The organism is Pseudomonas sp. GW460-12-10-14-TSB1 (genome assembly GCF_017349775.1).
Lineage (GTDB): Bacteria > Pseudomonadota > Gammaproteobacteria > Pseudomonadales > Pseudomonadaceae > Aquipseudomonas > Aquipseudomonas piscium.
In genome coordinates this window covers 46,242-66,519 of sequence record NZ_JACNAC010000008.1, presented here as the reverse complement: position 1 = coordinate 66,519, position 20,278 = coordinate 46,242, and the positions used below count along the sequence as shown (strand labels likewise).

The 20,278-nt window shown below is 63.9% G+C and carries 18 protein-coding genes; 10 read left to right on the top strand and 8 right to left on the bottom strand.

Annotated features, from left to right (window positions below; genetic code table 11):
- Positions 1–200: 200 nt before the first annotated feature.
- Complete coding sequence (locus J4D52_RS07780; protein WP_007926052.1) at positions 201–719, bottom strand: glycine cleavage system protein R; 519 nt, start codon at positions 717–719, stop codon at positions 201–203.
- Positions 720–1,214: 495 nt separating this feature from the next.
- Between J4D52_RS07780 and J4D52_RS07775 the strand changes: the two genes are divergently transcribed.
- Entirely contained in the window at positions 1,215–3,392 is a 2,178-nt protein-coding gene (locus J4D52_RS07775) for a malate synthase G (RefSeq protein WP_102676404.1), read from the top strand.
- Between the two features lie 119 nt (positions 3,393–3,511).
- Here the strand turns inward: J4D52_RS07775 and J4D52_RS07770 are convergent, their stop codons facing one another.
- On the bottom strand, positions 3,512–3,958 hold the full coding sequence (locus J4D52_RS07770) for a response regulator (protein WP_102676405.1): 447 nt from the start codon (positions 3,956–3,958) through the stop codon (positions 3,512–3,514).
- A 253-nt stretch (positions 3,959–4,211) separates the two neighbouring features.
- Between J4D52_RS07770 and J4D52_RS07765 the strand changes: the two genes are divergently transcribed.
- From J4D52_RS07765 to J4D52_RS07735, 7 genes are all read left to right on the top strand, one after another.
- Positions 4,212–6,152: a putative nucleotidyltransferase substrate binding domain-containing protein gene (locus tag J4D52_RS07765; RefSeq protein ID WP_063433231.1), complete on the top strand. Its 1,941-nt coding sequence runs from the start codon at positions 4,212–4,214 to the stop codon at positions 6,150–6,152.
- Positions 6,149–6,856, top strand: a complete 708-nt coding sequence (locus tag J4D52_RS07760; protein ID WP_102676406.1) for a PolC-type DNA polymerase III — start codon at positions 6,149–6,151, stop codon at positions 6,854–6,856. Before J4D52_RS07765 ends, J4D52_RS07760 begins: the two co-directional genes overlap by 4 nt.
- 254 nt (positions 6,857–7,110) lie before the next feature.
- The gene (locus J4D52_RS07755) at positions 7,111–7,629 is read left to right on the top strand and encodes an RNA polymerase sigma factor (RefSeq protein WP_025807304.1); all 519 of its coding nucleotides are present in this window, start codon (positions 7,111–7,113) and stop codon (positions 7,627–7,629) included.
- The gene (locus J4D52_RS07750) at positions 7,626–8,612 is read left to right on the top strand and encodes a FecR domain-containing protein (protein ID WP_102676407.1); all 987 of its coding nucleotides are present in this window, start codon (positions 7,626–7,628) and stop codon (positions 8,610–8,612) included. Before J4D52_RS07755 ends, J4D52_RS07750 begins: the two co-directional genes overlap by 4 nt.
- A gap of 199 nt (positions 8,613–8,811) precedes the next feature.
- Positions 8,812–11,241 (top strand): TonB-dependent siderophore receptor, encoded by a 2,430-nt coding sequence (locus J4D52_RS07745; RefSeq protein WP_063433234.1) that lies wholly within the window; start codon positions 8,812–8,814, stop codon positions 11,239–11,241.
- Positions 11,242–11,304: 63 nt separating this feature from the next.
- Positions 11,305–12,438 (top strand): PepSY domain-containing protein, encoded by a 1,134-nt coding sequence (locus J4D52_RS07740; RefSeq protein ID WP_063433235.1) that lies wholly within the window; start codon positions 11,305–11,307, stop codon positions 12,436–12,438.
- Positions 12,435–12,623 carry a hypothetical protein gene (locus J4D52_RS07735; RefSeq protein ID WP_009045929.1) on the top strand — a complete coding sequence of 63 codons (189 nt, stop codon included), beginning with the start codon at positions 12,435–12,437 and terminating at the stop codon, positions 12,621–12,623. Before J4D52_RS07740 ends, J4D52_RS07735 begins: the two co-directional genes overlap by 4 nt.
- Here J4D52_RS07735 and J4D52_RS07730 read toward each other — a convergent pair.
- Positions 12,601–13,023, bottom strand: coding sequence for a hypothetical protein (locus J4D52_RS07730; protein ID WP_063433236.1), 423 nt, complete (start codon positions 13,021–13,023; stop codon positions 12,601–12,603). The genes J4D52_RS07735 and J4D52_RS07730 overlap by 23 nt on opposite strands.
- A gap of 111 nt (positions 13,024–13,134) precedes the next feature.
- Here J4D52_RS07730 and J4D52_RS07725 point away from each other — a divergent pair, with 111 nt between their 5' ends.
- A complete protein-coding gene (locus J4D52_RS07725) occupies positions 13,135–13,764 on the top strand; it encodes a glutathione S-transferase N-terminal domain-containing protein (RefSeq protein WP_063433237.1) in 630 nt (209 codons plus the stop codon).
- A 161-nt stretch (positions 13,765–13,925) separates the two neighbouring features.
- Here the strand turns inward: J4D52_RS07725 and creD are convergent, their stop codons facing one another.
- From creD to J4D52_RS07705, 4 genes are all read right to left on the bottom strand, one after another.
- Positions 13,926–15,302: a cell envelope integrity protein CreD gene (gene creD, locus J4D52_RS07720; protein WP_063433238.1), complete on the bottom strand. Its 1,377-nt coding sequence runs from the start codon at positions 15,300–15,302 to the stop codon at positions 13,926–13,928.
- A gap of 114 nt (positions 15,303–15,416) precedes the next feature.
- Positions 15,417–16,838, bottom strand: coding sequence for a two-component system sensor histidine kinase CreC (gene creC / locus J4D52_RS07715; RefSeq protein ID WP_063433239.1), 1,422 nt, complete (start codon positions 16,836–16,838; stop codon positions 15,417–15,419).
- Positions 16,838–17,518: a two-component system response regulator CreB gene (creB, locus tag J4D52_RS07710; RefSeq protein ID WP_063433240.1), complete on the bottom strand. Its 681-nt coding sequence runs from the start codon at positions 17,516–17,518 to the stop codon at positions 16,838–16,840. Before creB ends, creC begins: the two co-directional genes overlap by 1 nt.
- A 200-nt stretch (positions 17,519–17,718) precedes the next feature.
- A complete protein-coding gene (locus J4D52_RS07705; protein ID WP_007926027.1) occupies positions 17,719–18,219 on the bottom strand; it encodes an ATP-dependent zinc protease in 501 nt (166 codons plus the stop codon).
- 328 nt (positions 18,220–18,547) lie between these two features.
- Between J4D52_RS07705 and J4D52_RS07700 the strand changes: the two genes are divergently transcribed.
- Positions 18,548–19,435, top strand: a complete 888-nt coding sequence (locus J4D52_RS07700; RefSeq protein WP_025807293.1) for an acyltransferase — start codon at positions 18,548–18,550, stop codon at positions 19,433–19,435.
- Here the strand turns inward: J4D52_RS07700 and J4D52_RS07695 are convergent, their stop codons facing one another.
- The gene (locus J4D52_RS07695) at positions 19,436–20,008 is read right to left on the bottom strand and encodes a DUF2780 domain-containing protein (protein ID WP_025807292.1); all 573 of its coding nucleotides are present in this window, start codon (positions 20,006–20,008) and stop codon (positions 19,436–19,438) included.
- Between the last annotated feature and the right edge of the window lie 270 nt (positions 20,009–20,278).

Here is a 20,278-nt window from a genome sequence, read left to right as displayed (position 1 = left end):
GCCACGGTTGGCGTGGCCTGCATCTATCCTTCCCAAGGTTATCCACAGCGTGATCCCCGCCGTTTGTGCACAAGCCCTTGAAACTGCTGGTTTTTTGATCAGATTCCGCAAAGCCTTAACCGGCCTGGGCTGGCGGCGGCTCTCTACAGGTTATCCACAGGCGCATGCACGCTAAAACTGGATAACCCGCCCTTTCAGGTTCACACCTCGCTGCGCAGCACCAACTCCACCATCAAATCATCCGCCAGGGTTTCCAGGCGCGACTGCAAGACATCGAGGGACAAGGTCAGCGGCACCGCCAGGATCGCTTCGGCGTGGAACAGCGGCTCGCTGCTCATGGGCGCCGGGCGCACTTCGGTTACCAGCCGCTCCAGGTTCACCCCCTGCTCGCTCAACAGGCGGGTGATGTCGCGCACGATGCCCGGCCGGTCGTTGCCCACCAGTTCCATGGCGATCGGTTTCCAGGTGCAGGATTGTTCGATACCGCTTTCGGCGATCAGCACCCGAATGCCCTGGGCCGCCAAGCCTTGCAGGGCGTCCACCAGCTCGTCGTAGGCTTCCGCCGGCACGCCGACCCGCAGGATGCCGGCGAACTGGCCCGCCATGCGCGACATGCGGCTCTCCAGCCAGTTACCGCCGTGCGCGGCGATGCATTGGGCGATGCGCTCGACCTGTCCGGGCTTGTCCGGGGCGAATACGGTGAGTACGAGGTGGTCCATGGCGCAACCCTCTGTCAGGACTTTTGTTATAGAAAATCAAGTATAGGCAAGGCTCATCCTGCCGCTTCCCTTGTGCCCACAGGCAAAGCGCAAAGCAGGAAAACGGCGCGCTCCGGCTGTCGGAATATAAATCGTGTACAACTCCTTAGATTTATATGGAACAATTCAATAGTTTTTTGAGAACATCCTGCTCCCCAGCGTGACCGTTCAGCGAACTTGAGTCGCGGAACGACGTATTTAGTCTAATTTTCACAACCGCAATTCATCATGTAGTATGCCGCAGCGCGCACTACATAACGTTGGATCGATGTCTGCCAAGGCGCAGTCGCAACCCTGAAAGCCCTGTCAGCAAGGCTTCAAGCCGTTGATTGGAACCATCCCAGCCGCCAGCGATGGCATGTACTGGTAGAGGGGTTTGTGGTTTAAATGGCCAGAGGCTTCATTGTTAATTTGAAGAGCTGAAAAGCGAAATAGCTGAGCAGAGTGAGGCAAGCAATGACTGAACACGTTCAAGTCGGTGGCCTGCAGGTCGCCAAAGTCCTGTTCGACTTCGTGAACAACGAAGCCATTCCCGGTACCGGCCTCACCGCCGACAAGTTCTGGGCCGGCGCCGACAAGGTCATCCACGACCTGGCACCGAAGAACAAAGCCCTACTCGCCAAACGCGACGATTTCCAGGCGCGTATCGATGCCTGGCACCAATCCCGCGCCGGCCAGGCCCACGACGCCGTGGCCTACAAAGCCTTCCTGCAAGACATCGGTTATCTGCTGCCAGAAGCGGCTGACTTCCAGGCCACGACGCAAAACGTCGATGACGAGATCGCCCGCACGGCCGGCCCGCAGCTGGTGGTCCCGGTGATGAATGCCCGTTTCGCCCTCAACGCCTCCAACGCCCGTTGGGGCTCGCTGTACGACGCGCTTTATGGCACCGACGCCATCAGCGAAGCCGACGGCGCAGAAAAAGGCAAAGGCTACAACAAGGTGCGCGGCGACAAGGTCATCGCCTTCGCCCGCGCCTTCCTCGACGAAGCCGCGCCATTGGCCGCCGGCTCCCATGTCGACTCCACCGGCTACAAGATCGTCGACGGCAAGCTGGTGGTCGCCCTCAAGGGTGGCAGCAACAGCGGTCTGCGCGACGACGCCCAACTGATCGGCTACCACGGCGATGCCGCGGCACCGACCGCGGTCCTGCTGAAACACAACGGCCTGCATTTCGAGATCCAGATCGACGCCAGCAGCCCGGTCGGCCAGACCGACGCCGCCGGTGTCAAAGACGTGCTGATGGAAGCGGCCCTGACCACCATCATGGACTGCGAAGACTCGGTCGCCGCCGTCGACGCCGATGACAAGGTGGTGATCTACCGCAACTGGCTCGGCCTGATGAAGGGCGACCTGGCCGAAGAAGTGGCCAAGGGCGGCCAGACCTTCACCCGCACCATGAACGCCGACCGCGAATACACCGCGCCCAACGGCGGCAGCGTGAAGCTGCACGGTCGCTCGCTGCTGTTCGTGCGCAACGTCGGCCACCTGATGACCATCGACGCAATCCTCGACAGTCAAGGCAACGAAGTGCCGGAAGGCATCCTCGACGGCCTGGTCACCAGCCTGGCGGCGATCCACAACCTCAACGGCAACACCTCGCGCACCAACAGCCGCACCGGCTCGGTGTACATCGTGAAACCGAAGATGCACGGTCCGGAAGAAGCCGCGTTCACCAACGAGCTGTTCGGGCGCATCGAAGACGTGCTGGAACTGCCGCGCAACACCCTGAAAGTCGGGATCATGGACGAGGAGCGCCGCACCACGGTCAACCTCAAGGCCTGCATCAAGGCCGCCAGCGAGCGCGTGGTGTTCATCAACACCGGCTTCCTCGACCGTACCGGCGACGAGATCCACACCTCCATGGAAGCCGGCGCCGTGGTGCGCAAGGCCGAGATGAAGGCCGCCAAGTGGATCGGCGCCTACGAGAACTGGAACGTCGATATCGGCCTGAGCACCGGCCTGCAAGGTCGCGCGCAGATCGGTAAAGGCATGTGGGCCATGCCGGACCTGATGGCCGCCATGCTCGAACAGAAAATCGCCCACCCGCTGGCCGGCGCCAACACCGCCTGGGTACCCTCGCCTACCGCCGCGGCCCTGCACGCCCTGCACTACCACAAGGTCGATGTGTTCGCCCGCCAGGCCGAGTTGGCCAAGCGCGCCCGCGCCTCGGTGGACGACATCCTGACCATCCCATTGGCCAGCAACACCAACTGGTCGGCCGAAGAGATCAAGAACGAACTGGACAACAACGCCCAGGGCATTCTCGGTTACGTGGTGCGCTGGATCGACCAGGGCGTCGGCTGTTCCAAGGTGCCGGACATCAACGATGTCGGCCTGATGGAAGACCGCGCCACCCTGCGTATTTCCAGCCAGCACATCGCCAACTGGCTGCGCCATGGCGTCGTTACCGAAGCCCAGGTCATGGAAAGCCTCAAGCGCATGGCGCCCGTGGTGGACCGGCAGAACGCCGGCGACACCCTGTACCGTCCGCTGGCACCGAACTTCGACAGCAACATCGCCTTCCAGGCGGCGGTCGAACTGGTGATCGAAGGCACCAAGCAGCCAAATGGCTACACCGAGCCAGTGCTGCACCGTCGTCGTCGCGAGTTCAAGGCCCGCAACGGCCTGTGATCTGGCGTTAACGCGGTAAAAGAAAAAGCCCTGGTCGCAAGATCAGGGCTTTTTTGTTTGGGGCCGAGGCAGCTATCGCGAGCAAGCTCGCTCCTACAGGGGGGACGTGGGGCACATACTTAGCGCACCACGCCCAGCTCATGCTTGACCAGCGCCAGCAGCTTGCTGGTATCGATCGGCTTGAGCAGGAAGTCCACCACGCTCAGGTGCATGGCCGCGATGGCGTCACGCACATCGGCATCCCCGGAAATGATAATGATCGGCAGCGCCGCCCGCTCCGATTCGCGCACCTGGCGTATCAGGTCCAGGCCGTTGCAGGGAGCCATGCGCAGATCGGTGATCAGCAGTCCGATCGATTTGTTCGAGTTCAACAGTTCAAGCGCTGCCTTGCCACTGGCTGCGGTCATGCAGCGAATACCATCGAGTCCGAGAATCTCCGACAGCAACTCACGGGCATCCTTGTCATCATCGGCGATCAACACGCGCTGCGGCGGCAGATCGGGCTCGAGCATCACGGCGTTCAGCGCCTCGCGCTCGGCATCACTCAAAATATCGTGGTCGGACATGGCTTTCTCTACATATTCAAATCGATCCCCTAGCACAGTGGTCAGACATCGCTAAGCAGGCCTCCAATGTGCACTTCGTCGGATTTTTTTCCAAGAGGTCGGATAAGTACTTTTTTCACGGTTTTGACACCTGCTTGAAGCGAATTAACAGGTGCAAACCCGCTACCTAGACTTACGTCCAATGGGCACCTGGCAGCGTGAGACCGACCATGACCCAAGACCCGACCACAACAAATCCAAAAAGACTGCGGTAATGGTTATGAGTAAAGCGGATGCCTTCACCCAGGCAGGGAAAACCGCGGTGTTGCAGAACATCCACGGCACGATGCAGTTTCTCCAGCGGTTCCCCCCTTTCAATCAGATGGAAAACGCTCACCTGGCGTACCTGGTCGAGCAATGCCAACTGCGTTTCTACGGCCCCGGCGAGAGCATCATCAAACCCGCCGACGGACCGGTCGAACACTTCTATATCGTCAAGCAGGGCCGGGTGGTCGGCGAGCGCCAGCACGCGCTCAAGGGCGGTACCGAAACCACCTTCGAGATCACCGCCGGCGAGTGTTTCCCCCTCGCCGCGCTGCTGGGCGAGCGCGCCACCCGCACCGAACACCTGGCGGCCGAGGACACCTTCTGCCTGCAACTGAACAAGCCGGCCTTCATCAAGCTGTTCGCCCTCTGCGCGGTGTTTCGCGATTTCGCCCTGCGCGGCGTCAGCAGCCTGCTGGACCAGGTCAACCAGCAAGTCCAGCAAAAGGCCGTGGAAACCCTCGGCACCCAGTACTCCCTCAACACCCGGCTGGGCGAACTGGCGATGCGCCACCCGGTGACCTGCAACCCGTCCACCCCGCTGCGCGAAGCCGTGAGCCTGATGCACGAGCAGCAGGTCGGCAGCATTGTGGTGGTGGATGAACAAAAAGCACCGCTCGGCATCTTCACCCTGCGTGACCTGCGCCAGGTGGTGGCCGACGGCACCAGCGACTTCAACCAGGGCATCGAACGGCACATGACCCAGGCGCCGTTCGCCCTGTCGCCGGACCACAGCGCATTCGACGCCGCCATCGCCATGACCGAGCGGCACATCGCCCACGTCTGCCTGGTAAAAGAGCAGCGCCTGTGTGGCGTGGTTTCCGAGCGCGACCTGTTTTCCCTGCAGCGGGTCGACCTGGTGCACCTGGCGCGGACCATCCGCAACGCGCCACGCATCGACAACCTGGTGGCGATTCGCGGCGAGATCGGCCAGTTGGTGGAGCGCATGCTGGCCCACGGCGCGTCCTCGACCCAGATCACCCACATCATCACCCTGCTCAACGACCACACCGTGTGCCGGGTCATCGAACTGACCCTGGCCGACAAGGGCGACCCGGGCGTGCCGTTCAGCTGGCTGTGTTTCGGCAGCGAAGGCCGGCGCGAGCAGACCCTGCACACCGACCAGGACAACGGCATCCTGTTCGAAGCGCGCGACGCGGCCCATGCGGCACAGATCCGCGGCAAGCTGCTGCCCCTGGCGCAGCAGATCAACCAGAGCCTGGCGCTGTGCGGCTTCACCCTGTGCAAGGGCAACATCATGGCCGGCAACCCCGAGCTGTGCCTGTCCCGCGCCGAATGGGCACGGCGCTTCGCCGCCTTCATCCGGGAGGCCACGCCGGAGAACCTGCTGGGTTCGAGCATCTATTTCGACCTGCGGGTGGTCTGGGGCGACGAGCAAGGCTGTGCCCAACTGCGCCGTGGCATCCTCGACCAGGTCGGCGACAACCGCCTGTTCCAGCGCATGATGGCCGAGAACGCGCTGCGTCAGCGCCCGCCGGTAGGGCGTTTCCGCGAATTCGTCCTGGCCAGGAAGAACGGCGAAAAAGCCACCCTCGACCTCAAGGTCCAGGGCCTCACCCCCTTCGTCGACGGTGCCCGACTGCTGGCCCTGGCCAATGGTATCGACGCCAACAACACCCTGGAGCGCCTGCGCCAGCTGGTGGCCAAGGAAGTCATCGAAACCCTCGACGGCGCCGCGTATGAAGAGGCCTATCACTTCATCCAGCAGACCCGCATGCAACAGCACCAATTGCAGACCCGGCAGAACCTGCCTTACTCCAACCGCGTCGACCCGGACAGCCTCAACCACCTGGACCGGCGGATCCTGCGCGAGTCGCTGCGCCAGGCCCAGCGCCTGCAGAGCAGCCTGGCGCTGAGGTATCAGTTATGAGCCTGTTCGCCTGGTTGCGCCCGGCCAACGCGGCGCTCAACGCCGAACAGCAACAACGCCGCGAACGCCTGCGCGTCGCCCCGCCGCTGGGCGAATGCAGCCTGCGCGAACAGCGCTGGGTGGTGCTGGACCTGGAAACCACCGGGCTCAACCTCAACCGCGACCAGGTGCTGTCCATTGGCGCGGTGGTGATCGAAGACGGCGCCATCGACTTCGGCCAGCAGTTCGAACGCACCTTGCAGCGTACCGATCACAAGCTCAGTCCCAGCGTGCTGATTCACGGCCTCGGCCCGAGTGCGATCGCCGCGGGCAGCGATCCGGTGGAGGCCTTGCTGGATTTCATGGAGTTCGTCGGCGACAGCCCGCTGCTGGCCTTCCATGCGCCGTTCGACCAGCACATGCTCGGCCGGGCCCTGAAGGACAGCCTGGGTTATCGCCTGCAGCATCCGTTCCTCGACGTCGCCGAGATGGCCCCGCTGCTCTGCCCGCATACGCATATCCGCGAAGCCGGGCTGGATGACTGGATGGGCTACTTCAAGCTGCAGGCCGGCGAACGCCACCATGCCGCCGCCGACGCCCAGGCCACCGCCGAACTGGCGCTGATCCTGTTCAGCCGCGCCCGCCAGCAGCAGATCCACAGCCCGCTGAACCTGCAACAGCGGCTCAGCCAATGGAAGCGCCGGCAACAGACGCACTCCTTCTGACCCCAAAAACCAACCCCTTGTAGCCGCTGGCGCAGCCTGCGATCGACTGCGCAGCAGTCGTAATCCGCATAACGCGGCGTGCCTGACCGACCGCGTTGCCGGATCTGCGACAGCGGCTACAGTCCGGGTTTCCCGCATTCCCCCGCAAACATTGGCTACACCCGGCCGACCAGCGCCCATTGCGCGGCTCTTTGCGCCCTGCCACAATCGCGAATAATTCTCGTTAGTTTCAACTTCTCGATTGGAATCCCCAGGTGTCGTCAGCCCAAAGCCCCCACAGTGACCTCGTTGGCGCGTTGTATCGCGACCATCGCGGCTGGCTGCTGGCCTGGCTGCGACGCAACGTGGCCTGCCCGCAACGGGCCGAGGACCTGAGCCAGGACACCTTCGTCCGCCTGCTGGGCCGCGACGAACTGAAAGCCCCGCGCGAGCCGCGGGCGTTCCTGGTGGCCATCGCCAAGGGCCTGCTGTTCGACTACTTCCGCCGCGCCGCGCTGGAACAGGCCTACCTCACCGAGCTGATGCTGGTTCCGGAGGAGGAACAACCCTCCCCGGAAGAACAGCAGTTGATCCTCGAAGACCTCAAGGCCATCGACCGCCTGCTGGGCAAGCTGTCGAGCAAGGCCCGCGCCGCCTTCCTCTATAACCGCCTCGACGGCCTCGGCCACGCGGAAATCGCCGAACGCCTCGGCGTGTCCGTGCCGCGGGTCAGGCAGTACCTGGCCCAGGGTATTCGCCAGTGCTACATCGCCCTGTACGGTGAGCCGGTATGAGCCCGCTCAACGCCAAACCGGTGTCCGCCCGGGTACTGGACGCGGCAATTGCCTGGCAGCTGTCGCTGGACTCCGGCGAGGGCAACCCGATGGCGCGCGAAGAATTCGCCAAATGGCACGCCGCCGATGAAGAACACGCCCGCGCCTGGCGCCAGCTGGGCATGCTCGACCAGCGTTTCAGCGTCGCCAGCGGCCCGGCCCGCAGCGCCCTGCTGCAATCGCGGGACAGCCTCCGCCGCCGCGTGCGCAAGCTCGGCAGCGGGCTGGCCAGCGTCGCCCTGCTGCTGGGCCTGGCCCTGTTCGCCGGCGAACGTTACGGCCAGTTGGATTACTGGCTCGCCGACCAGCGCACCGCCACCGGCGAACAGCGCACACTGCGCCTGGCCGACGGCACGCTGATCAACCTCAATACCCACAGCGCCGTGGATGTGCGTTTCGACGAAAAACAGCGGCGCATCGTGTTGCAGGAAGGCGAAATCCTGATCGAGACCGGCCACAACGACGCCCGGCCCTTTATCGTCGAGACCCGCGAAGGCTATATGCGTGCGCTGGGCACGCGGTTCCTGGTCAAGCGCGAGGAACAGGGCACGCGCTTGAGCGTGTTGCAATCGGCCGTGGCCGCACGGCCGGAGTCCGGCCAGGACGAACAGATCCTCAAGGAAGGCCAGCAGGTGCTGATACGCCGCGACGGCCTCGGCCCGCTGCTGGCCCTGAACCCCGGCGCCGATGCCTGGACCCGCGGCATGCTGGTGGTGGACAACGCGCGCCTGGCGGACCTGGTCAGCGAGCTGGGGCGCTACCGCCGCGGCCATCTGGGGGTGTCCGACGACGTAGCCGACCTGCGCATCACCGGCAGCTTCCCGCTGCACGACACCGACCTGGCCCTGAGCGCGCTGCTGCCCACCCTGCCCGTGGCCATCGAGCGGCACACACCCTGGTGGGTCACCCTGGTGGCGCGGGCCGAGAGCAAGGCCAAGCCTTAGAACGCTGCGTCGGGACGATCTTTCTCACGGCAATCGCCCCTCGATTGCTCGTAAAAACGCTCTCCGACACAGCCTGTCCCGACCCGAAACACCGCCCTCCTTTTCGTGAATCGAAATTATTTTCAATCCGCCCTATCACTTTTTGAATCTCGTCCGGCACATAGGCAATTGAGAAATGTTTCCATCCAGGAGCCGCCGTATGTCCCGCTCGCTAGACACCCTGTTGCGCCCCAGCCTGTTGGCCGTGGCCATTGCCCTCTGCGCCCCGCTGGCCAGCACCCCGCTGATCGCCGCCGAACAGGCGTCCAGCGTGCGCGCCTATAACCTGCCGGCCGCGCCCCTGGCCAGCACCCTGAACCAGATCGCCAGCCAGGCCGGCCTGGCCCTGAGCCTCAACCCGAGCCTGGCCGCCGGCAAGACCTCGGCACCGGTCAAGGGCCAGTTCGATGCCACCGACGCCCTGCGCGAAGCCCTGCGCGGCACCGGCCTGCAACTGGAACAAAGCAGCGCCGGCACCTACAGCCTGGTGGCGATTCCCGAGGGTGTAGTGGCCCTGCCGGAAACCAGCATTACCGGCCAGCAGGCTTATGAGAGTGCCTGGGGGCCGGTGGACGGTTACCTCGCCACGCGCACCGCCGCCGGCACCAAGACCGACACCTCGCTGGTTGAAGCGCCGCGGTCGATTTCCGTCGCGACCCGCCAGCAGATGGAAGACCGCAACGTGCAGAATCTCGATGATGCCGTGCGTTACATGCCCGGCATTGTGTCCGCCAGCTACGGCAGCGACACCCGCTATGACTGGATGCGCGTGCGCGGCTTCGAGCCCACCCAGTTCCTCGACGGCCTGCCTCTGCCCCGCGGCGTGTATGCCAACCCGAAAGCGGAAACCTGGAACCTCGACCGCCTTGCCCTGCTGCGCGGCCCGGCCTCGTCGGTCTACGGCCAGACCCCGCCGGGCGGCCTGCTGGACATGGTCAGCCGGCGCCCCAGCGCTGAATCGAGCCATGCCATTCAGTTGCAGTACGGCAGTGACAACTACCGCCAGATCAACTTCGCCAGCACCGGCAAGATCGACGATGAAGGCCAGTTCCTCTACGGCCTCAGCGGCGTCGTGCGGGATGCCGGTACGCAGGTCGACCACATCGACAACAAGCGCTACAACATCGCCCCCAGCCTGACCTGGAACATCGATACCGATACCAAGCTGACCCTGCTCTCGCAGTTCACCCGCGACGATACCGGCGCGACCAGCCAGTTCATGCCGATCCAGGGCACCAAGATCAAATCGCCACTGGGCGACGTCTCCCATCACAAGAACCTGGGCGACCCGGACTACGAGTTCTACGACCGTACCTACTACGCGCTGGGCTACGCCTTCGAGCACCGCTTCAACGATGTCTGGCAGTTCCGCCAGAACCTGCGCTACACCAAATCGGAGCTGTCCTTCCAGCAACTGACCGTGGGCTCCTACGCCTACTCCCCGGCCGATGCGGCAGGCAATATCAGCCGCACCTCGACCAATGTGGACGAGGACATCAGCCAGTTCGCGGTCGACAACAACTTCCAGGCCGACTTCGCCACCGGCGACATCACCCACACCCTGCTGATCGGCCTGGATCACCAGCGCACCGACACTTCCTATCTGTCGATCTACGGCGACGGCGGGACCACCAACATCTTCAACCCGGTCTATGGCAAGCCGATCGTGCGCCCGGCGCGCTCCAGCGCTTACTACGACTACAACCAGAAAACCGTGCAGACCGGTCTCTATGTGCAAGACCAGATGGCCCTGGACAAATGGCGCCTGACCCTGGGCGGTCGTGAAGACTGGGTGCACCAGGGCACCACTTACTTCAACAAGAACGACGTGACCAACACCGACCGCAGCAAGAACTTCAGTGGCAACGCGGCGCTGAGCTATGTGCTCGACTCGGGCCTGGTGCCGTACCTCTCCTACGCCGAATCCTTCCAGCCAGCCAGCAACGCCAGCGTCTCCCCCACCGAGTCGTATAAGCCCACCGAGGGCAAGCAATGGGAGCTGGGCATCAAGTACCAGCCACCTGGTTCGAACACCCTGCTGAGCGCGGCGGTCTACGACTTGACCCAGAAAAACGTGCTGGTAACCAGCATCGGTGCCGGTGGCGAATCGGTGACCAACCAGACCGGCGAAGTGAAGGTCAAAGGCCTGGAACTGGAAGCGGTGTCCGACGTGACCGACAACCTCAAGGTCATCGCCGCCTACACCCTGGCCAAGTCCGAGGTGCAAAAAGGCATCTATAAAGGCAACCGCCTGCAACTGATGCCAAACCAGCAAGCCTCGCTGTGGACCGATTACACCTGGCACAGCGGCGTGCTCGACGGTTTCGGCATTGGCGCCGGCGCCCGCTACACCGGCAATACCTATGGCGACCAAGCCAATACCTGGCTGGGCAAGGCCAATGCCTACACAGTGTTCGATGCTGCCGTGCATTACGACCTCGGCCGCCTGGACAGCAGCCTCAAAGGCGCGTCGCTGAAACTCAACGCCACCAACCTGTTCGACAAGGACTACCTGTCCACCTGCGATGGTTCCTACTGCTATTTCGGCGATCAGCGTAGCGTGGTCGCCAGTGCCACCTACCAGTGGTAATCGGCTGAGTTAACCACCGGGCCGTCCTGCATGGACGGCTTTGCTGTGTCTGAAGGCTAAGAAATGAAAAGCAAAACCATCCGCCGCTGGTCCTTTATCCACTCCTGGACCAGCCTGATCTGCACGGTGTTCCTGCTGATGCTGGCCCTGACCGGCCTGCCGCTGATCTTTCACCACGAGATCGATCACCTGCTGGGTGACGCGCCGCAGCTGCGGGAAATGCCCGCCGACACCCCGCAGCTGGACCTGCAGCAGCTGGTGCGAGCCGCCGAGGCCCATCGCCCGGGCGAGGTCATGCAGTATTTCGGCTGGGACGAGGAAGACCCCAACGGCGTGCTCACCATCATGGCCAGGACCGCCGGCACCGAGCCCAATTCGTCCCACACCTTCATGCTTGACGCCCGCACCGGTGAAGCCGTGGAAACGCCCTCGGCCAACGGCGGGCTGATGATGTTCATCCTGCGCCTGCACGTGGACCTGTTCGCCGGCCTGCCGGGCAAGTTGCTGCTCGCGTTCATGGGGCTGCTGTTCGTGCTGGCGATCGTCTCCGGCGTGGTGCTGTACCTGCCGTTCATGCGCCGGCTGACATTCGCCACGGTGCGCCAGGACAAATCCACCCGTCTGCGCTGGCTGGACCTGCATAACCTGATCGGCGTGGTGACCCTGACCTGGGCCCTGGTGGTCGGTGTCACCGGGGTGATCAGCGCCTGCGCCGACCTGCTGATCGCCGCCTGGCGCAACGACAGCCTCAGCGCCATGATCGAGCCTTACCGCGATGCGCCGCCGCTGACCCAACTGGCCCCGGCCAGCCGCCTGCTGGAGATCGCCAAGGAGGTGGCGCCGGGCATGCAGCCGGACTTCATCGCCTTCCCCGGCACACGCTTTTCCAGCGAGCATCACTACGCGGTGTTCATGAAAGGCAGCACCCACCTGACCTCGCACCTGCTGACCCCGGTGCTGATCGACGCCAGCACCCTGGAGGTCACGGCGGTGGCCGAACGTCCCTGGTACATGGACGCCATGGGCATGTCGCAACCGCTGCACTTCGGTGACTACGGCGGCATGCCGATGAAGATCCTCTGGGCGACCCTGGATGTGCTGACCATCATCGTCCTGGGCAGCGGCCTGTACCTGTGGATAGTCCGGCGCCGCGCGGCCAGGCCGGCCTTGGGCGAGCCCGCCGCGGTGGCGCCATGAGGCCGCGGCAATCGAACTTCTGGAAGGTCTTCGGCGCGCCACTGTTCATCGCCGTGCTCTGTGCCGCGGGGCTGTTCTCCGCGCTGCTCGGCGATGGCATCTGGGACGCCCTGAGCTGGCTCGGCCTGGGCGCTCCGGCCCTGATCGCCCTGCGGGGTTTGTTCAACCGCCCGCCTCCGGCCTGACCCCGGCGGCGGGGAAGCCGCGCCACAGGTACAGCGCCAGCCCCAGGCCGATCGGCAATACCGGGATGAATAGGCAGTTTTCCTGCTGCGCCTCGGCGGCGACCAGCACGCAGAACAGCGCCAGCCCCAGCAGCGGTACATAGCTCGCCGCCAGGCTCCAGCGCCAGGGCCGGGTCACCGGTTCGGGGCCCCGCAGGCTCAGCAGGACGCAGCCCAGGGCCGGCAGGGCCAGCGCCGGTAGCGCCCAATACCAGGCCATGTAGGCGAACGCCATGATCAGCTCCGGCTCACCCTCGCCGTGGCGACGAAACTCGTACTGCAAGGCCAGGTACACCGCCAGCGCGCCCAACAGGGTCAGGGCCAGGCTGTACAAGCCGTGTCGAAGATAGGACCTGCGCATTCATCACTCCTTGTCTGTCCTGCATGCCGCCCCTGTGGCCGGGGCCAGAGGCTGCGCTAAGATCCCCCGGGTTACGAGACTGCGCTCCACTTCCACCCGCGAGGAATATTCATGTCCACCCCCAGCATGACGCTGTTCCACAACCCGGCATCACCTTACGTGCGCAAAGTCATGGTGCTGCTGCACGAGACCGGCCAACTGGACCGCGTGGCCCTGCAAGCCAGCCAGTTGACTCCGGTGAATCCGGACGCCGCCCTCAACCAGGACAACCCGCTGGGCAAGATTCCCGCCCTGCGCCTGGCCGACGGCAACGTGCTGTACGACAGCCGGGTGATCCTCGATTACCTCGACCAGCAACACGTCGGTAACCCGCTGATCCCCCGCGAAGGTTCGGCCCGCTGGCGGCGCCTGACCCTGGCGGCCCTGGCCGACGGGATCATGGACGCCTCGGTGCTGATCCGTTACGAACTGGCCCTGCGCGCCCCCGAGAAACACTGGGAGCAGTGGCTCGATGGCCAGCGCGACAAGATCCGCCGCGCCCTGGCCGTGCTCGAGGCCGATGCGATCGCCGAACTGGCCAGCCACTTCGACGTCGCCTCCATCAGCGTCGCCTGCGCCCTGGGTTACCTCGACTTCCGCCACCCCGACCTGCAGTGGCGCGATGCCCAGCCCCGGCTGGCAGCCTGGTACGCCGAGGTCATTCAACGCCCTTCGATGCTGACGACCCAGCCGCCGGCTTGAAGCCTCCGGGCGCGACCATCACCTGAAGCACGGAGCCGCTCGCGCCGTGCTTATCGCGAGCCGGCTGGCGATGGACACCCCTTGGTGCTTCAGGCAACAACCCGACTATCCACGCCAGCAAGGCTTCCGCCGCCTGCTGGTCCTCACGCAAACCCAACGACCTACTCATGGACCACCTGCGCCTCGAACGTCAGCGGCTGGGCCGGTTTGGCCTGGCCTACGCCGTACCAGTCGAGCTTGCGGGTCAGCACCATGAACACCCCCAGCAGGCCGAACAGCAGCAGCGAGCCCATCAGCAGCGCGTAATCCTCGGCGCTGAGCAAGCTGTACAACAAGCCATACAGGGCGGCCAGGCTGGCGGCGAAACTCAGGCCGTGACCCAGGCTGCGCAACACATGGCAGACGTAGAAACCGATCAGCGTCACACAGGCACCGGCCGACAGCAGGTAGGCCAGGGCGAAGCCGATATGCTCCGAGAGCGACAGCAGCAACAGATAGAAGAACGCCAGGGCCACACCCACCAGGGCGTACTGCACCGGGTGCACCGCCAGGCTCTTGAGCACCTCGAAGAGGAAGAAGCCGGCAAAGGTCAGGGCGATGAACAGCAGCGCGTATTTGATCGCTCGATCGCTCTTGAGGTACTGGTCCACCGGGTCGATGAAACTCACGCCGAAGGAGCGGTTCTTGAACTCGTCGCACTGCCCGCTGGCCAGGCAATTGATCAAGGCGCTTTCCAGGTTGGTGGAGAAGAACGAGGTCTGCCAGTTGGCGGCGAAACCCAGGTCGGAAATCTCACGCTGGGCCGGCAGGTAGTTGCCGATAAAGCTCGGATGGGGCCAGTCGGCGCGCAGGCGCACCTTGCTGGTCTTGCCCACCGGCAGCACCTGCAACTGGCCGGTGCCTTGCAATTGCAGGTCGAAGGCGAAGTCCAGGTCGGTGCTGCGCTTGCCGTCCAGCAGCGGCAGGTTGACGTGTACCCCCTCCCCCAGCCAGTCAATCCGGGTGCCGGGCGCGAAAGGCAGGTTCTGCCCGTTCAGATCGAGGGCCAGCGCCTGTTCGATGCCGCGAATGTCGCTGATGCCCACGGCGAGAAACGGTTGCTCGAACTTGTAGTCGACGAAGTCTTCCTTGATCCCCAATTGCTCGGGCAGCACAAACTGCCCACTGATGCGGTTGTTGGCATGGAACAGCCGGGCCTGGTAGATCCCCCGGGCGCGCAACTCGGTCCGTACCTGACCATCGAGCTCGAAGTGCTCCGGCAGGAAATACAGCTGCCCGCGCTCCTCACCCTGTTCCTGGTAACGCCTGTTGGTCTTCTCGTTGGTTTTCCAGGTGCGCACCACCTTGCGATAGGGCACCACCAGCAGCGGGCCGCTCAGTTGCTGGCTGTAGCTGGAGCTGCGGGCGATATCGGTCAGCACACCGTCGCGCAGTTCCTGGCGCTCCTGGATCAGCCCGTCGATCATCAACAGCGGCACCAGCAGCCCCAGGATCAAAAGGGCGATCGCCCCCAGCTTTATGGTCAGATTGCGGTTCATGGAGTCTCTCCCTGTTCGAATGAGGGAGAGTCTGGGCAGCCCATGTGGGGGTTTTATGGGGACTGTGTGGAGACTGTGTGGAGATTGCCTGTGCTGTTGTAGAGGCGCTGTGAATCAGGCCGGAAACTGCAACGTCACTTCAACGCCGCCTTCCACGTTGCCGATCTGCATCTGGCCGCCATGCAGCTGTACCACTTCTTCGACGAAGTTCAGCCCCAGGCCGGTGCTTTTGCGTCCGCTGTCGGGCCGTGGCAGGGAGTAGAAACGTTCGGTCAGGCGCGCCAGGGCGTAGTCCGGGATGGGCTCGGCCTGGTTGAACAGGCTGAACCGCAGCTGGTCGCCCGTTCTGCTGGCGCTCAAGCGCAACACACCACCGGCAGGGGTGAAATCCAGGGCGTTTTCCAACAGGTTGCCCAGGGCCTGACGCAGCAGGAATGCCTCGCCCGACAGCTTCAGCCCCGGGTCGATACGCTGTTCGACCTGCAGGCCCTTGCCCTCGATCCGCGCCTTCTGGCTGTCCAGCACCTGGTTCGCCAGCTCCGCCAGCGGCACCGCTACCCGCTCTTCCAGGCCATGGCGCTGCTCGACTTGCGCCAGGTTCAGCAAGCGCTCGATCAAGTGCTGCATGCGCGCGCTTTCGCTGTCGATGTTGCTGACGAAACGTGCGCGCTGCTCGCCGGGCATATCGCTCTGCAACAGCTCCGCCGCCCCGCGAATCGCCGCCAGCGGGCTTTTCAGCTCGTGGGTCAGGGTGTGCACGTAACGCTCGACATAGGCCTTGCCCTCCAGCTGGGTGCGCATGTGCTCCACCGCCGTGGCCAACTGCTCCAGCTCGCCGCCACGATAGTGCGGCAGCTCGGCGCGGCGCCCTTCGCTGACCGCCTGGGCATAGCCGGTCAGGCGGCGCAGGGCGGCGCTCAGCCACCAGGACAGCAAGGCGCCGAACAACAGACCGAGGCCGATCAGGCCGGCGCCGTACCACAGCAGGCGGCGCTCGGTGCGATCGACGTAGGGCTGCAGGGAACTGTTGGGCTTGGCCACGGTGACCACGCCGATGATCCGGCCGTTGTCGCGAATCGGCGCGCCGACATGCATCACCGAGGAGTTCGGGTCATCGGCCACGCTGCGCGAGGAGCGCGCGCCGTATTGGCCGCGCAGGGTCAGGTACACGTCGTTCCAGCGCGAATAATCCTGGCCGACCGCCAGGCCGCTGGAGTCCAGCACCACCTTGCCCTGGGCGTCGGTGACGTAGATCCGGTGGTTGACCTGGTTCTTCGGCAGGCCCCAGATGGTCGCCGCCGGCTGCCGCTCGCCATAGGCCTTGAGCAGTTCCGGCCAGCGGTTCTCGCTGAGGGTGCCGGCCTTGAAATCGTCACGGAGGATTTCCGCCAGCAGGTTGGCGGTGTCCACCAGGGTCTCTTCGGTGGACTGGCGCACGCCCGGGCGAATTTCCTCCATCACCGTGCTGAGCACGAAATAGCCGGTCAGGCCGACGAACAGGACGTAGACCAGGAAAATCCGGATTCCCAACGGCATCAGCAGTGCCCCGGGCTGTAGCTGTAACCCAGGCCGCGATGGGTCTGGATCGGCTCGGCATCGGCCGCCACCAGGCGCAGCTTGGCCCGCAGGCTCTTGATATGGCTGTCGATGCTGCGCTCGTAGCCGGCATCCGCCGCCACCCCCAGGGCATCGAGCAACTGCTCGCGGCTGAACACCCGCTCGGGTTGCTCCAGCAGGCAATGCAACAGGCGGAATTCATGGCGGGTCAGGCTCAGGGGCTGGCCGCGGTAGCTGATCTGGAACTTGTCGGTATCGACCTGGAACGGCGAAGCCGGCGCCTCGACCGCCACCCGCGGCGCCATGCGCTTGAGGATGGCCTTGACCCTTGCGGCGACCTCGCGCGGGCTGAAGGGCTTGACCACATAATCGTCGGCGCCGATTTCCAGGCCCACCACCCGGTCGATTTCACCGTCCCGGGCACTGAGGAACATCACCGGCACCTCGCTGAAGCGCCGCAACTGCTTGCAGGTTTCGAAGCCGCTGATGTCCGGCAGGCCGATGTCGAGAATCAGCAGGTCCGCCGGCGTGCTGCGCTGATAGTCCAGCGCCGCCTGCCCGAGATTCAGCCAGGTGGTGCTGAAACCTTCACCCTGCAGGGCAAAAATCAGCGTATCGGCAATCGCCGCTTCGTCTTCGACAATCAGGATATGAGGCATGGCATCCAAGCACGGGAAGTAGGTGCCAGAACGGTGCCGGATGCCTCATGCACAGTCAATCAGACCTTGTGAAAGCGTAGCGAGCGAAAGCAAGACAAGGCGAAAACAGGCGAGGAAGCGGAGTGTAGGAGCCTACATGAGCATTCCGAGCCTGTTTTCAACGCAGTCTTGCTGAGCGCAGTAGCTTTCACAGGGTCTGATCAGCAGTCAGGCTTGTCGGCGGTATAACGCCGGGCCGGGTTCACCGCCGCGCCGAACTCACGCAGGGCCTTGGCGCCGATCAGCAGCGGGTAGTTGAAACTGCTGCGGTCGGTCAGGTTGACCTCGACGGTGCGCTTGACGTTGCCCAGGCACATTTCCAGGTCGACCACCGGACGCTTGGCCACCTGGGCCTCTTCCTTGTCTTCGTCTTCATCGGCGCGGTTCTTGATCTTGCTGATCCGCGCCACCTTGTGTTCGTAGACCTTGCCGTCGGCATCCTTGGTCGCCAGGCGGAAGCGCACCCACTCCTCGCCATCGCGGGTGAAGGTCTCGATGTCCTTGGCCGACAGCGAGGCGGTCAGGGCGCCGGTGTCCATCTTGGCCTTGAGGGTTTCGCCGATTTCCGGCAGTTGAATGTATTCGTAGCGCCCGTAGAGGGTCGGCTCGGCGGCCATGACCGGCAGCGCCAGCAGGGACAGGAGTGCAAGGACGGATTTCACGTGAGCAGGTTCCTTGGAAAGTGGGCAGCAGGATTTTAGACCCTGGCCGGGCAATTGGTTCGCTATCGTTTGTTGGTCATGCATCTGTAGGAGCGAGCGGGCGGGCGGCGATCCGACTTGCCCGCGATGGCGTCCGCTCAGACAGCACGCGGCGTCTGCATCGCGGGCAAGCCTCGCTCCTACCGTACGGGGCTATGCGCAGCTGCGGTCTGTTCGGTTGAGTGCACCATACCTCCATAGAAGTGAAACATTCGTCAGCACATCAGGATTTGGCCTGCCCGGCGAAGCTGCTTATCATGGCGCGCCCAAAGGCTTTCAAGAGTTCCTTATGCGCCGCCTGCTCACCGGCTGTTTCGTCACCCTGCTGCTGTTGCTCAATACCCTGGTCCTGTTCGGGCCGCTGATGGTGTTCGCCCTGCTCAAGCTGGTCCTGCCAGGGCGCCTGCGCGACCACGCGTCGAAGGCGGTGATGTGGATTGCCGAAACCTGGGCCGAAATCGACAAGCTGATCTTCGCCCTGTGCATCCCCACCCAGTGGGACATCCGCGGCGGTGACGAGCTGCGGGTCGACACCTCGTACCTGGTGATCAGCAACCACCAGTCCTGGGTCGACATCCCGGCGCTGATCCAGACCCTCAATCGCCGTACCCCCTTCTTCAAGTTCTTCCTGAAGAAAGAGCTGATCTGGGTACCCTTCCTCGGCCTCGCCTGGTGGGCCCTGGATTACCCCTTCATGAAGCGCTACAGCAAGGCCTTCCTGGCCAAGAACCCGGAGCTGCAAGGCAAGGACCTGGAAATCACCAAGGCCGCCTGCGAGCTGTTCAAGCGCCAGCCGGTCACCGTGGTCAACTACCTGGAAGGCACCCGTTTCACACCGGCCAAGCGCGAGCAGCAGCAATCCCCCTTCAAGCAGCTGCTCAAACCGAAAGCCGGCGGCGTGGCGTTCGTGCTGGCGGCCATGGGCGAACAGCTCGACGCCATCCTCGATGTGACGGTGGTCTATCCGCAGCAGAAGATTCCCGGTTTCTGGGACCTGATCAGCGGCAACGTGCCGCGGGTGATCGTCGATATCCAGACCCGTGAACTGGATCCGGCGTTGTGGCAGGGGGATTACGAAAACGATCCGGCGTTTCGCCAGACCGTCCAGAACTGGGTCAACCAGCTCTGGACCGAGAAAGACCAGCGCATCGACGCCTTGCGCGCCGAGCGCCGTTGATCAACTGCCGCTGCCGACGCCCCAGATCCCGCCCAGGCTGTTGAGCAGCGAACCGCCCACGCCCTGCTGACCCAGGAACTGCAGGAGCACCGGGGCGAACTGGCCGATCATGCCACTGTCCATGCCCAGGGCGCTGAACGCGCTGTTCAGGTCATTGGTGTTCTGCACGTTACCCAGCGCGCTCTCCAGACCGGCGGTCTTGCTGCCACCGCTCTGCCCGAGCAGGCCGCTCAAGGCGCCCAGGCTGCCCAGCGCATTGCCGCCCGAGAGCTTGTCCAGCCCCGGAACGCTTTTGCTCAACTGCGAGTAGTCGGTGCTGCTCAGTTGGTTCTTCGCCAGGCCCAGCATCGCGCCGGTACCGCCGATAGCCTGCTCCGGCGTGACATCCAGTTGCGAAAGTGCGCTGAGCAGATTGGCGGTCTGCGAGGTTGGAGCGGCAGCGGTAGCCTTGTCGCCACCCTGCATGCTGGACACCGCATTGGCGGCATCGCTCAGGCTGAAGCCTGCGGCAAAAACCGGGCTGGCACCCAGGGTCAGCAACGTAGCCAGTGCAACACTGCGGGAAATTTTCATCGAGACAACCTCTTGAACCAGAAATACATCGTGACAACGGCGGGAAAACTGCGGATTTGACCGGGAAAACCGGATCAATGTTCCGCACCGGCGTATCCATATTTAGCTGGCCCGGATATACCCGGAACCTCGCGGACGGGCAACCGTTATTCAAACGTCAATATCTGTAGCCGCTGCCGCGGGCTGCGATCGAGCGGAACGGTCGTAGCGATCTGAAGGGTGCAGGGGTTTGGCTAAAAATCGGGAACCAAGGCCTGCCGGCCTTATCGC

Coding starts and splice junctions, on each gene's coding strand:
- J4D52_RS07740 (WP_063433235.1), top strand. CDS start 11,305: ATGAAAAGCAAAACCATCCGCCGCTGGTCCTTTATCCACTCCTGGACC.
- J4D52_RS07760 (WP_102676406.1), top strand. CDS start 6,149: ATGAGCCTGTTCGCCTGGTTGCGCCCGGCCAACGCGGCGCTCAACGCC.
- J4D52_RS07700 (WP_025807293.1), top strand. CDS start 18,548: ATGCGCCGCCTGCTCACCGGCTGTTTCGTCACCCTGCTGCTGTTGCTC.
- creB (WP_063433240.1), bottom strand. CDS start 17,518: ATGCCTCATATCCTGATTGTCGAAGACGAAGCGGCGATTGCCGATACG.
- J4D52_RS07775 (WP_102676404.1), top strand. CDS start 1,215: ATGACTGAACACGTTCAAGTCGGTGGCCTGCAGGTCGCCAAAGTCCTG.
- J4D52_RS07725 (WP_063433237.1), top strand. CDS start 13,135: ATGTCCACCCCCAGCATGACGCTGTTCCACAACCCGGCATCACCTTAC.
- J4D52_RS07750 (WP_102676407.1), top strand. CDS start 7,626: ATGAGCCCGCTCAACGCCAAACCGGTGTCCGCCCGGGTACTGGACGCG.
- J4D52_RS07780 (WP_007926052.1), bottom strand. CDS start 719: ATGGACCACCTCGTACTCACCGTATTCGCCCCGGACAAGCCCGGACAG.
- creD (WP_063433238.1), bottom strand. CDS start 15,302: ATGAACCGCAATCTGACCATAAAGCTGGGGGCGATCGCCCTTTTGATC.
- J4D52_RS07765 (WP_063433231.1), top strand. CDS start 4,212: ATGGTTATGAGTAAAGCGGATGCCTTCACCCAGGCAGGGAAAACCGCG.
- J4D52_RS07745 (WP_063433234.1), top strand. CDS start 8,812: ATGTCCCGCTCGCTAGACACCCTGTTGCGCCCCAGCCTGTTGGCCGTG.
- J4D52_RS07695 (WP_025807292.1), bottom strand. CDS start 20,008: ATGAAAATTTCCCGCAGTGTTGCACTGGCTACGTTGCTGACCCTGGGT.
- J4D52_RS07735 (WP_009045929.1), top strand. CDS start 12,435: ATGAGGCCGCGGCAATCGAACTTCTGGAAGGTCTTCGGCGCGCCACTG.
- J4D52_RS07730 (WP_063433236.1), bottom strand. CDS start 13,023: ATGCGCAGGTCCTATCTTCGACACGGCTTGTACAGCCTGGCCCTGACC.
- creC (WP_063433239.1), bottom strand. CDS start 16,838: ATGCCGTTGGGAATCCGGATTTTCCTGGTCTACGTCCTGTTCGTCGGC.
- J4D52_RS07770 (WP_102676405.1), bottom strand. CDS start 3,958: ATGTCCGACCACGATATTTTGAGTGATGCCGAGCGCGAGGCGCTGAAC.